The organism is Micromonospora sp. NBC_00389 (assembly GCF_036059255.1).
In the GTDB taxonomy this organism is placed as follows: Bacteria; Actinomycetota; Actinomycetes; order Mycobacteriales; family Micromonosporaceae; genus Micromonospora.
This window is the reverse complement of record NZ_CP107947.1, coordinates 3,467,720-3,480,070: the sequence shown is the minus strand read 5'-3', so window position 1 is coordinate 3,480,070 and position 12,351 is coordinate 3,467,720. Positions and strand designations below refer to the sequence as shown.

Genomic DNA, 12,351 nt, shown 5'->3' with positions numbered 1-12,351 from the left:
CCGGCTACGATCCGCTCGTGATCGAGGAATTGATCAGGAGGACGGCCGCCGAGGACGACGACGCGATCGAGGAATTGTGCGAGATCGCGGACGCCGATCCGCGGAGGCTCGCCCCGTACCAGGGCCTCATGCTCGACCTCGACGTGCTGTGGCCGGCGAAGTTGTACCGTGCGGCAGGCGCCGACGTGGTCCGCCGAGTCATCGAGCGGATCGACGACGGGCGGACACCGGATCGGCTCAATCATCTGCTCCTGATCCTGGCGCACTGTGCTCACCCGCTCGCCGAGAGCGCCATGCGCCGCTGGTCGACGCAACCGCCTGTCGGCGCGGACGAACTGCACGTCGGTGCGCTGAGCTACGCGCTCGAGGGCGGTTGGACGATCGGCCCAGACGACAGCCGACGGGACCTGTGCGGCGACACCGCGCATCGGTGGGTCATGCGCGAAACACCCCGACGCGCAGACGGGCCCACCTGTCCATGGTGTGCGTCGCCGCTCTGGGTTGCCGTGGACCTGGACACCGCAGAACCGGCCATCGAAGCTGCGCTGACACATGCGGCCTGGTCCGGCCGATTGGTGATCGAGACCTGCCACTTCTGCGCCTGCTATACGACGCTGTACAGCCGGGTCACGCCGTCCGGCTCCGCTACCTGGTGGGCCGGCAACACCCGCCCGAGCTACCTCCCGGATGCTGCCGAACCGGAGGACCCGCCGGCGCTGCTTCCGGTCTTGGGGCCGGCCTTGCCGAACCCCTACCAGGCCAGCGCTTGGAATCGCGGCGGCTCGACGCTGGGCGGTCGGCCCGACTGGATCCAGGACGCCGAGCACGCCGACTGCCCCGGTTGCGGCCAACCGATGGACTATGTGGGTTTGATCGGCGGCGCGGACCTGGACGACTTCGGCGAGGGCGCTTACTACCTGCACCTGCACCAGCCGTGCGGGTTCGCCGCGGTGAACTACCAACAAAGCTGAGTCAGCGTGCTTTACCAATCGCCGTCGTCGTGGACGCCCTCAGATTCCGATGAGCGTGGGTTCGCTTCTCGACCTTGGGCCTATGTAGTGGACCATCGCTGCCCTGATCATGGCGGGAGGTTCAGCGGCTCGCCATCCAGCGGTCAGCCGGAGGCGCAATGCAGATCAGGGATGGGTCTTGCGTATAACTCTATCTAGGTAGACTATGGTGTCATGGTCCGCACCCGACATCCCTCCCCGCAGACCGCGGCCGTACTGACCGCCCTCGCCGAGGCAGGCGAGGGCTGGAGCCACGGCTACGACCTGTGCCGCGCCCTCAACCTGAAGGCGGGCACCGTCTACCCGATCCTGATCCGCCTCGCCGAGCGCGGACACGTCGAGACTTCCTGGGAGACCGAACCGCCGCGCGGGCGGCCGGCCCGGCACCTGTACCGGCTCAGCACCGCAGGCGCCGAACTCGCGCGTGCCGTCGCCGCGACGGCACGTGCCAGGAACGGCGCACCCGCCCCGGGCGCGGCCCGGCTCGCGCCCGGGACCACCTGAGCTTCGACCGCTCGACCTCGACCCGCACCTGCCGTTCGGAGGCCCTCGATGCTCGCTTTCCTCTTCATCCTGGTGCTGCTCCTACCGGTGCCCCTGCTCGCGATCGTGGTGCTCGCGGTCCGGCTGCGTGACGCCGTACGCCGGGGCGGTGCGCGCACGCTCGCCGCCCGCGCCCGCGCCGCGTGGCGAGACGGCACCAGACGTCCGGTGTGGCCGGGACTGATCGCCGTCGCCGCAGCCGGCGCGCTGCTCACTGCCGGCCTGGAGCGCCTGTACCTCGCCACGGTCACCAACGGCCCGCGCTGGGACTTTGACGTAGTGCTGCTGTCCATGATGCTCGGAGTGCTTGCGGCCCTCGGGTGCGCCGCGTTCGTCGGCGCGGCTGCAGCCGCCATCGCCCGCGCCCGCGGATTCGGAGCCGGCACCATCGCCGGGCTGCTCGCCCTCGCCGCCATCATCGCCGGCACCGCGGCCGCGCACCTGCCGCTGCGCGCCGCCTATCTGGCCGAGCCCGACATGTTCCCGGTCGTCGCGAACCTCGGCGACGGCGACCTGCTGATGCCGTTCGACGTCCTCCTGGTCGCGCTGGCCTGGAACATGCCGTGGCCCGTCCTCGGAGCCGCGCTCGGCGCCCGCACTGCAGGCCGTCAGCACGCGGCACTCGACGTCTGGCAGATCCTGCTCGACCTGGCCACCGCCGACCTGCCCCACAACCGATCCGCATGGGGTGCCGCGCTGCGGGCCGAACTCGCGGCGATCGACCCGCCAGCCGAGCGCCGCAGGTTCGCCCTCAGCGGGGTACGGGCCGCGCTGCGGTCCGCGCTGCCGCACGGCGCATGGCTGCTGGCCGCAGGGACGGCGGTCGTCGTGGCAGGTGCCACGTTGGCCGCCTCGCGCTGGTCGCTGGCGCACGACCGCGGCGGCATACTCGGCTTCTGGGTGTTCCTCCCGATGCCCCTACTGCTGGCCGTCGCGCTCACCACGGCCTGGCGCAACCGATCCTTCGGCGCCGGGCTGCGCACCGGAGCGCTGGCCGGGCTCGCCGCCCTGGTCGCGGTGCTCGCCGTCAGCCTCCCCGAGGCCGTGGTCTGGGCGAACCAGCATGCCGGCTACCTGAGCACCGGCGACGCCGTGCCGCCGACGTGGCAAGCCGCTGTCCTCGACGTGCTGCGTCCAGAGTTCCTCCTCGGCATGATCTTCGAATGGACGGTGGGTACCGCCACCGGCGCGGCCCTCGGCACCGCGCTCGGAAGCCGGCGCACCCGCGCCACTGGCTGACGTAGCCGGACGCTCCGAACGCCGACCGGGAGGTGCACGATGCTTGCCCACCGAACCTAACCGGCGGCCCAATGTGAGGACGGCGTTCATGCCGAACGGCGGCGCCCTCGAAGGCAACGTCAACCGCACAATGATCAAACAGGCGTTGCCGATGAGCGGACACTCGGTCACGCCAGCAGCGAAGTGCTTGCTCCTCACGCGGCGTCATGCCACATAGTCGGTGGCGTGGAGGATCACCTGACCGTGGGACGTGTGGCGGAGTTGGCCGGCGTCAGCGTCCGCACGCTGCATCACTATGACGAGATCGGCCTCCTGGAGCCGTCCACGCGGACCGCGGCCGGGCACCGGGCCTACTCCGCCGACGATGTGGAGCGACTCCGGGAGGTGCTCGCCTACCGGCGGCTCGGCTTCGGATTGCGGGAGATCGCGGACCTGGTTGACGATCCGGCCACCGACGCAGTCGCGCACCTGTGCCGGCTGCGCGGCCTGCTAATGGACCAGCGCGATCGAGCTGCTGCCATGGTGACGGCCATAGACAGGGAACTGGAGGCACGAGCAATGGGGATCAGGACGACGCCAGAGGAGCAACTGCAAGTGTTCGGCGCGCAGTTGTACGACACCATCGGATCTGCTTACCCAGCGACGCGGCGCACCGAGCCGCGGATCGCCGCGCGCATTTGGGATGCGCTGGGGGACGCACGAACGGTGCTGAACGTCGGGGCTGGCACCGGTTCCTACGAGCCCCCCGACCGCGATGTCACGGCGGTGGAACCGTCGGCGGTCATGCGGGCGCAGCGTCCCGCAGGCGCGGCGCCGTGCGTGGCCGCCGCCGCGGAGAGTCTGCCGTTCGAGGACCAGTCTTTTGATGCCGCGATGGCGGTCAGCACCGTCCATCACTGGCCCGACCCGGTCGCCGGGCTGCGTGAGATGCGGCGTGTTGCCCGCCGCGTGGTGGTGTTCACCTACGACGCCGATGACACCGGCTGGCGTCAGCGGTTCTGGCTCACCCGCGACTACCTGCCTGAATTCGCGGACCTTCTCGTCGGCTGGCCGTCCCTGGCCGACCTGACCCGCGCGATCGGAGGACGCGCGGAGCCGGTGCTCGTCCCCTGGGACTGCGCTGACGGCTTCTTCGAGGCACACTGGCGCCGGCCTGAGGCATACCTGGACGAACATGTACGCCGCGCGGTTTCGGTATGGACCAGAGTCGGACCGCAGGCTGAGCAGCGGGCAGTCAGCACACTCCGCGAAGACCTTTCCTCAGGTCGGTGGGCCGAGCGCAACCGCGACCTCATCCCCCTCGACACCGCAGAGCTCGGCCTCCGCCTGCTCGTAGCCTGAACCACCGTGCGCGAGAACGCCATCAAGGAGCGGACCTACCGCGATCGGTAATTGCGACCACGGCGACGCTTGGCCTGAGTCGCCGCCTTCGGTCGGCGGCGAACTGGTCATGGGCCCGGCTCCGGCCAATCCGAGAGCTCATATAGTCAGGCGGTGAACATCGAGCAGGTCCGGCAGGCGTACGCGTCCGTTGCAGAGCTCTACATCGAGCTGTTCGGCACGAGCCAGCAGGTACACGCCGACGACCTCGCCTTCATCGGGCGACATCTGGCAGGCCGACCTGGCACGGTGCTCGATCTCGGCTGCGGGCCTGGCCATATCACCGGCTACCTTCGCTCACTGGGCGTCGACGCAACGGGAATCGACATGGTCCCCGAGTTCATCGCCCACGCGAGGGCGAACCACCCGAGCGCCGAGTTCCACCTCGGGTCGATGGAACGCCTCGACGTCGCCGACCACTCCATCGCCGGCATCCTGGCCTGGTACTCGTTGATCCATCTACCGCCGCAAGATCTCGACGGCATGCTCGCTGAGTTCCGGCGAGCCATGGCCCCGTCCGGAACGATCGTGCTGGGTCTCTTCGACGGTGACGAGGTCGACGCCTTCGACCACAAAGTCGTGACCGCCTATCGCTGGCCCGTCGACGCGATCTCCGAGCGACTGACGCGTGCCGGCTTCACGGAAGTTGAGCGCCACCGGCGGCCCAGTGACGGCACTCACCGGCCGCTCGCCGCCATCGCGGCAGTCGCAACCGACCGGTGAGCTGAGTCGGTTCCTGACGCGCAACGCCAAGCCAGGACCCGTCCTGAGGCGGAGGCCAGACACGACGCGGCCGCACGCCAGCTCCCTCAACTGCAACTGGAGTACTAACCCGCATTCGCGCGGCGGGTCGTGCTGAACCGGCGCTGGTAGGCGGCGGGGCTGATCGACAGCTTCCTGGCGAAAACCCGTCGCATGCTTTCGTAGCTGGGGAACCCGGCGAGGGTCGCTGCCTGCGTCGCGGTGTGTCCTTGGTCGAGCAGTGCCCTGGCCATGTCGAATCGGATGTTTTCCACGTAGCGGGCCGGTGTCGTGGACAGCTCGTCGTGGAAAAGCCGGGTGAGGTGCCGGGTGCTCACGTTGAGGTGTTTCGCGAGTTCACCGAGCGAGTGGTCCCCACGGGGGTCCGCCGTCACCAGGTCGGTGATTCTGCGGAGCGCCGGCGAGCGGGGCGGCGGTCCTTGCAGCGGCGCCGAGAACTGGGACTGGCCGCCCGCACGCTGCATGTACACCACCAAGGCGCGTGCGACGTCGCGTGCCAGGTCGGGCCCGTGGTCCTCTTCGACGAGAGCGAGCGCCAGGTCGATACCGGCCGTCACGCCTGCCGACGTGTACGTGGTGCCATCGCGAACGTAGATCGCGTCGGGCTCGACGCGGCACGTCGGATACCAGGCGGCAAGCTCGTGCGCGACCTGCCAGTGCGTGGTCGCACGCTTGCCGTCGAGGACCCCGGCGGCGGCGAGGACGAACGCCCCGGTGCAGATCGATGCGACCCGGCCGGCCACAGCCGCCGGTATCCGTACGACGTCCGCCAGGTCGGCGGGGACACGGGCGCGCGGATAGAGGTCGGACCCGGCCACCAGCAACGTGTCGAAAGCCGGCTCCGAGGAGATGGCGCCGTCGACCGCGACCCGGACCCCGAGGTTCGACGTGACGTCCGCACCGGTCGGCGACAGCAGCACGATCCGGTAGTCGGCACCGAACCGGTTCGACTCCTTGAACACCTCCGCGGGACCGGCGACGTCCAGCAACGTCACTCCGTCGTAGACGAAGATCGCGACGCGATAGGGGCCAGCGTTCACCACACCGGTCCCTTCGGAGCCGGATCCCTGCGGTGAGCGACCGGACCCCGGCGGCACTGACCGCCGTCGGGTCGGCGAAACATGAGCATGGACACCGCTTATTGGTAGCACGCCATTACCGGAGACGACGGGGATCCTCGTGGCCGGGTTACTCACGTTTCGACTATTGCAGGTAAACGAACTCCCTGCGATCTTCGGCTGATTATGTACACAGCGGGGTTTATTCAAGAAACGCCGGAGCCGTTGCAAAGGCTGGTCGACGAAATCCTCTTTCCGCAACCGATGCCCGATTGACTCACGCGATCAACCCGACACCAGGCGTCACGTGGAACGGCCGTGACGGACGACACGAAGTCGCAGGCCACGCGCTCGTCCCGCTGGGGGGACACGGCACCGCGCGTCGTGGAGCACGACTGCGACTTCGCCCTGTCCGGATATAGGTGATTTCCGTCCGGACGAAGGCGGCGCCATACGACGATCAGTGGGCAGCATGGAGGTCGGAAACATGGTCCGCACACTCGGGGAAGGTCAGAGATCGTGCCAGAGGTCATCGCGGGGCTGGAGATTCCTGAGACAGCGGCGGTCGCCGAAGCGACCGGGCGCATCCGGGAGACGACCAGCCCTCTCATCTACCACCATTCCCGAAGGGTCTTCCTCTTCAGCCTGATTCACGCTCACAAGCTCGGCGTGAAACCGGACCCGGAGTTGCTCTATCTGGCGGCCATGTTCCATGACGCCGGCCTCCTGACTCCCTTTTCCGACGTCGAGCAGCGCTTCGAAGTCGATGGCGCCGACCACGCGCGCAAGTTCCTCCTCGACCGGGGTTTCTCGACGGCTGCCGCCGAGACCGTTTGGACGGCGATCGCGCTACACACCACGCCGGGCATCCCCGACCGGATGGCCCCGGAAATCGCGACCACGTACCTCGGTGTCTTGACCGACGTGCTCGGGTTGGGCCTGGACGGACTGGAACACGATCAGCTGGGCGAGATTCTCGCCGTCCACCCACGAGGGGACTTCAAGAACGAGTTTCTGCGGGCCCACGTCGACGGGCTGAAGAACCGTCCCGAAACCACGAACGGCACCGTGAACTCCGACGTGCTCGAACACTTCATCCCCGGCTTCCAGCGCTTCACGACGGTCGAACGCATCGTCGGATCGCCCTGGCCGAGCTGATTGGACATCTCACGCGAGCACGCGATGAACGGTAAGAGCCGACGAACTTTCTTGGAAAGGATTCGAGCATGCGAGCGATCACCGTGCGAGACCGTGACGCGGGTGTCAGCGGGCTCACCCTGACCGACATGCCCTACCCCCACGCTGCGGAAAACGACGTCATCGTGCAAGTGCACGCCGCAGGCTTCACCCCCGGAGAACTCGACTGGCCGGGAACGTGGTCCGATCGCGCCGGTCGCGACCGGGCACCCAGCATCCCCGGGCACGAGCTGTCCGGAGTCGTGGTCGAGCTCGGCTACGGAACCACCGGCCTCACCGTGGGCCAGCGGGTGTTCGGACTGACCGACTGGACCCGCAACGGATCCCTGGCCGAATACACCGCGGTGGAGGCTCGCAACCTCGCCCCCCTCGCCGCCGACATCGACCACACCGTGGCGGCCGCGCTGCCCATCTCCGGACTGACCGCGTGGCAGGGACTGTTCGACCACGCCCACCTCACGACCGGCCAGACCGTCCTCATTCACGGTGCCGCGGGCGGCGTCGGCTCGATCGCCGTTCAACTCGCGCGGGAGGTGGGCGCTCGCGTGATCGGCACCGGCCGAGCAGGCGACCGTGACGTCGCGCTCGGCCTCGGCGCGCAGACCTTCCTCGACCTGGACGCCGACGATTTGCAGCACGTCGGCGAGGTGGACGTGGTGTTCGACGTCATCGGCGGCGACATCCTCGAGCGATCGACCAAACTGGTACGCCCGGGCGGCACCCTCGTCACCATCGCCACGCCACCTACCGTGCAGCCCAAGGACGGGCGGGCCATCTTCTTCGTCGTCGAACCCGATCGCGCTCGGCTGACCGACCTCGCCCAGCGCCTCCGGACCGGACGGCTCAACCCCATCGTCGGCGCCGTGCGACCGCTTTCCGAAACCGCCTCAGCGTTCGCCCGCCGCCGCACGCCAGGCAAGACGATCATTCAGGTCGCGGACGAACAAGGAACGCAGCACTCGTGATCAGTGTGCGAATGCCAGCGGCGTGCTGATCGCCGGCACGGCTGCCGCGGTCGTCGGATGCACCCCTGCGACCAGCATCACCATTGCGGCACCCCTCACGATCCACCTTTCCCGATGCCTGACTCATCCCCTTGGGTACGCCATTCCTCGTGCCTGAGAAAGGCGTCATGCAGCTCCGCTGCCCGGGGCGTGGGTTGGCCACCGTGCCGGCAGGACCACCGAGCAGATCCTCAGCGGTATACGGCCGTGACGAATTACCGGCCAGGTCCTGGCATCGCTGACTCGTCGGGACTGCGCGCGATCTCTGACAACCCGTTTTTGACATCCTCCACCGCCCTGAAGGGCGGGGATTCCCTCGGTCACCCGAGGGGGTTCCTGCTTCACCGGGCCGCGCCTTCACCGCTGACGCGGGTCGGGTCTCACCGGCCCTCCACAGGCGTTTCACCTCTCCGCCAGCCCGGCGGCGAGAATGTTCTTCGCGGCGTTGACATCCCGGTCATGCACGGCATCACAGCCGGGACACGTCCAGACACGAACGCCAAGAGCCATCGCGGTGTTGATCCGCCCGCACGCCGAACAGGTCTTCGTGCTCGGATACCAGCGGTCGACGGCGATAACGGTCCGCCCGTACCAGGCGGCCTTGTACTCAATCATGCCGCGCAGTTGTGTCCACGCCGCGTCGGAGATAGCGCGGGCCAGACTGTGGTTGCGCAGCATGGTGCGCACACTGAGATCCTCGATCACGACCGCTTGGTTCTCGCGGACGAGTCGAGTCGACAGCTTGTGCAGGTGATCCCGCCGCCGATCGGCGATGCGGGCATGGATCCGGGCCACCACCACGCGAGCCTTGGCCCGGTTCTTGGTGTCCTTGCCCTTACGGGACAGGTTCCGCTGCGCCTTGGCCAACTTGCGCCGGTCAGCGCGCTCATGACGCGGGTTGGTGACCTTTTCCCCGGTGGACAAGGTGAGCAGGCTCGTGATGCCCACGTCCACCCCGACCGCCGTGAACAGCGGCGGCAGTGCCTTGACGGTGGGGTCATCGACCAGCAGGGACACGAACCAGCGACCGGCCGCGTCGCGGGACACCGTGACCGTCGACGGTTCGGCCCGTTCGGGCAGGGGCCGCGACCACACGATGCCCAGCGGGGCGTCCATCTTGGCCAGGGTGAGTTGCCCGTGACGCCAGCGAAACGCCGAGCGGGTGTACTCCGCCGACGCCCGGGACTTACGCTTGGACTTGAAACGCGGGTACCGCGACCGCTTGCCCCAAAAGGCGGCGAACGCGGCTTGCAGGTGCCGCAGCGTCTGCTGCAACGGCACCGAGCTGACCTCGTTGAGGAACGAAAGCTCCTCGGTGCGCTTCCACTCGGTCAGCCACGCCGAGGACTGCACATAGGTGCTGCGCTGCCGGTCAACGGCCCACGCACGGGTGCGCGCCTCCAAGGCCAGGTTGTAAACCTTGCGCACGCACCCGAAGGTGCGATTCAACTGTTCAACCTGCTGCGGGGTCGGATAGAAGCGGTACTTGTACGCCCGCTTCACCACCTCACCCACGCCTCACATTCTATCCACCCATCACGCAAGACGAGCATCGAGGGGAGGGAGCGCCGTTACCTCCCCCGGCCCTAAACGGCCGGGTTTCCACGCCGCGATCCTGATGAATTCGACCTGTGGGAGGACCCATGGAACTCGGTCTCGCGCTGCCCACCGCCGGGCCGCAGACCTCGCCGGAGACGATCGTCAAGGTCGCCAAGGAGGCCGAACGGCTCGGTTACAGCGCCCTGTGGACGTTTGAACGCCTGCTCCGCCCGATCGACAAGGTCGTGCTGTGGACGGGGGGTGAACCCGAGATGTTGCCGGAGTTCTACGGCTCGACGTACGAGCCGCTGGAGACGCTGAGCTACATCGCCGCCGTGACCGAGCGGATCAAGCTGGGCACCGCGGTTCTGGTGGCGCCGCTGCATGTGCCCGTGATGCTCGCCCGCCGGCTCGCCACCCTGGACCGGTTCAGCGGCGGCCGGGTCATCGCCGGTCTGGGACAGGGCTGGCCGCACAACGAGTTCGAGACGGCGAACGTGTCGAGCGGCCGCAAGGGCGCCCGCACGGAGGAATTCATCACGGCGATGCGGGCCGCGTGGGGCCCGGACCCGGTCCGGCACGAAGGCGAGTTCTACCGGATCGCGCCGTCGCAGGTGAACCCCAAGCCGGTCCAGGCCCGCATTCCGGTGCTGCTGGCCGCGAATGCGCCGGCCGCCGTCAAGCGTGCCGCCCGGATCGCGGACGGCCTGATCCCGATCACCTCCTCGGCGCAGGAACTGCGCGGCGTCGTGTCCGCGTTCTATGACGCCGCCCGAGAGGCGGGCCGCGACCCCGGGGATCTCATGGTGGTCAACCAGGTGCCCTGGCCGACCCCGGTCACCCGTGAGCCGATCGGGGAGGGCCGGCCCTTCCTCGGCGGATCGCCCCGGCAGATCGCCGAGGACCTCATGGCCGCCCGCGAGAGTGGTGTGACCCAGGTGTACCTCGCTGGCGGCCAGGGCCTCGGGCTCGACGTGGGCCTGAAGGCCGCCGACGTGGACCAATGGCTCGGGTTGCTCGGTGAGGTGATCGAGGCGGCCGACCGCCTCGGCGTCCTCGCGCCGTGAGGATCAGCGAGCAGCGGGCTCCGGCGCCCATCGGGCCGGAACGCCGGGACCTCCCTCCAACCTCGCGTGGTGAAGGCGGCGCTGTACTAAATGAGGAGACTCGAATGGCCAAGGTAATAGTTGGAGCGACTCCCTTTCAGGGACACGTGAGCCCGGTCCTCACGGTCGCGGCGGACCTGGTTGGGCGTGGTCACGAGGTGGTCGTATACACCGGATCCCGGTTCGAGGAGCGCGCGCTGGCGATCGGAGCACGATTCCAGGCACTACCGCCGCAAGCCGATCTCGACGACCGGAAGTTGGACACCCTCTTTCCGGTGCGGGCCACACTGCCACCAGGACCGGCCCAGTTGTCGTTCGACTTTGAGAACTTCTTCCTCGGCCATCTGCCCGCGCAGGTGCGGGGTTTACGCGCGCTGCTGGCGAGGTTCCCCGCGGATGTGGTGCTTGGTGAGCTTGGGTTTTGGTCGATACCGGTGCTCAGCCTCTCCACAGCGCCGGAGGAACGCCCGACGCTCGTGACGCTGGGCTCTGTCCCCCTGCTGATCCAGAGCGAGGACACTCCTGCGTTCGGCGCCGGTATCGTGCCAACGCCAGGCGAGGAGGCGCGCGCCCGCAACCGCGCGATGAATGCTGAGGTGCGCCAGGTCTTTGCCGAGCTGCAGAGATTCGGCGAGGCAACGTTCGAGTCGTTGGGTGTGACGGTGCCCGGCTACCTCTTCGACGCGCCGTTCCGCCGTACGGACCACTACCTGCAGCTGACCGTGCCCAGCTTCGAGTACCCCCGCAGCGACCTTCCGGAGCACCTGCAGTTCGTCGGTACGCTTCCTCCAGCCTCCACCGGCGACTACGTAGAGCCGCCATGGTGGCCCGAGCTGTCAGCCGGCCGGCCGGTGGTGGTCGTCACCCAGGGCACCGTCGCCAACAACGATCTGAACGAACTGGTCATCCCCACGGTGCGCGCCCTCGCCGACCTCGACGTCCTCGTGGTGGCCGCCACCGTTCGCGAGGACGGGCCGGACCTGGTACGCCGGGCGCTGGCCGAAGTGCCGGACAACGTGCGGCTGGCCGGCTTCGTGCCGTTCGACCGGCTGCTGCCACACGCCGACGCATTGGTCACCAACGGCGGCTACGGCGGGGTGCAGACCGCCCTGTACTACGGAGTGCCGCTGATGGTCGCCGGTGCCAGCGAGGACAAGCCGGAGGTAGCCGCCCGCGTCGAGTGGAGCGGCACCGGCGTCAACCTGCGCACCAACATGCCGGAGGCGACCGAGTTGCACGCCGCCGTACAGACGGTGCTGCGCGACCCGGGCTACCGCTCCCAGGCCGGGATCCTGGCCAAGGAGATCGGCCAGTACAACCCGTTCGAAGCGATCGCCGGAATCGTCGATGCGCCCGCCCGCCGCTGAGGGCGGGGTTCGGGGAACGGCCGCCCGAAGACCTCGCCGAAGTACCTGGCCTCCCAGACCGACAGGTGCTTGACCAGGCCGAGAAGATTGGTGCCAGCCGCGGTCAGGGGGCGGCGGATGTCGTGCTCGCCCCGGCGGCCTCAGCC

General features: G+C 68.5%; 11 protein-coding genes and 1 pseudogene. 9 read left to right on the top strand and 3 right to left on the bottom strand.

Annotated features, from left to right (window positions below; all coding sequences use genetic code 11):
* Nucleotides 1-17 precede the first annotated feature (17 nt).
* The 5 genes from OG470_RS16585 (at nt 18) to OG470_RS16565 (ending at nt 4,895) form a co-directional block, all read left to right on the top strand.
* Nucleotides 18-971, top strand: a complete 954-nt coding sequence (locus OG470_RS16585) for a hypothetical protein (protein WP_328425261.1) — start codon at nt 18-20, stop codon at nt 969-971.
* Nucleotides 972-1,184: 213 nt separating this feature from the next.
* A complete protein-coding gene (locus OG470_RS16580) occupies nt 1,185-1,514 on the top strand; it encodes a PadR family transcriptional regulator (RefSeq protein ID WP_328425259.1) in 330 nt (109 codons plus the stop codon).
* Nucleotides 1,515-1,562: 48 nt separating this feature from the next.
* Nucleotides 1,563-2,792, top strand: a complete 1,230-nt coding sequence (locus OG470_RS16575) for a hypothetical protein (RefSeq protein WP_328425257.1) — start codon at nt 1,563-1,565, stop codon at nt 2,790-2,792.
* 225 nt (nt 2,793-3,017) lie between these two features.
* On the top strand, nt 3,018-4,133 hold the full coding sequence (locus tag OG470_RS16570; protein WP_328425255.1) for a MerR family transcriptional regulator: 1,116 nt from the start codon (nt 3,018-3,020) through the stop codon (nt 4,131-4,133).
* A gap of 153 nt (nt 4,134-4,286) precedes the next feature.
* Entirely contained in the window at nt 4,287-4,895 is a 609-nt protein-coding gene (locus tag OG470_RS16565) for a class I SAM-dependent methyltransferase (protein ID WP_328425253.1), read from the top strand.
* A 104-nt stretch (nt 4,896-4,999) separates the two neighbouring features.
* Here OG470_RS16565 and OG470_RS16560 read toward each other — a convergent pair whose 3' ends face one another.
* Nucleotides 5,000-6,253 carry a GlxA family transcriptional regulator gene (locus OG470_RS16560; protein WP_328425252.1) on the bottom strand — a complete coding sequence of 418 codons (1,254 nt, stop codon included), beginning with the start codon at nt 6,251-6,253 and terminating at the stop codon, nt 5,000-5,002.
* A gap of 258 nt (nt 6,254-6,511) precedes the next feature.
* On the opposite strand from OG470_RS16560, the gene OG470_RS16555 reads away from it, so the two are divergent.
* Together OG470_RS16555 and OG470_RS16550 are read left to right on the top strand one after the other, a co-directional pair.
* Nucleotides 6,512-7,150, top strand: coding sequence for an HD domain-containing protein (locus OG470_RS16555; RefSeq protein ID WP_328425250.1), 639 nt, complete (start codon nt 6,512-6,514; stop codon nt 7,148-7,150).
* Nucleotides 7,151-7,218: 68 nt separating this feature from the next.
* Complete coding sequence (locus OG470_RS16550; protein WP_328425248.1) at nt 7,219-8,154, top strand: NADP-dependent oxidoreductase; 936 nt, start codon at nt 7,219-7,221, stop codon at nt 8,152-8,154.
* 441 nt (nt 8,155-8,595) lie between these two features.
* Here OG470_RS16550 and OG470_RS16545 read toward each other — a convergent pair whose 3' ends face one another.
* Nucleotides 8,596-9,708, bottom strand: coding sequence for an RNA-guided endonuclease InsQ/TnpB family protein (locus tag OG470_RS16545; protein ID WP_328425246.1), 1,113 nt, complete (start codon nt 9,706-9,708; stop codon nt 8,596-8,598).
* 128 nt (nt 9,709-9,836) lie between these two features.
* Here OG470_RS16545 and OG470_RS16540 point away from each other — a divergent pair, with 128 nt between their 5' ends.
* Entirely contained in the window at nt 9,837-10,799 is a 963-nt protein-coding gene (locus OG470_RS16540) for a TIGR03619 family F420-dependent LLM class oxidoreductase (protein ID WP_328425244.1), read from the top strand.
* A 104-nt stretch (nt 10,800-10,903) separates the two neighbouring features.
* The gene (locus OG470_RS16535; RefSeq protein ID WP_442931196.1) at nt 10,904-12,205 is read left to right on the top strand and encodes a glycosyltransferase; all 1,302 of its coding nucleotides are present in this window, start codon (nt 10,904-10,906) and stop codon (nt 12,203-12,205) included.
* Here the strand turns inward: OG470_RS16535 and OG470_RS16530 are convergent.
* Nucleotides 12,196-12,333, bottom strand: a pseudogene (locus OG470_RS16530) (mycothiol transferase); the annotation flags it as partial. The gene OG470_RS16535 and the pseudogene OG470_RS16530 overlap by 10 nt on opposite strands.
* Between the last annotated feature and the right edge of the window lie 18 nt (nt 12,334-12,351).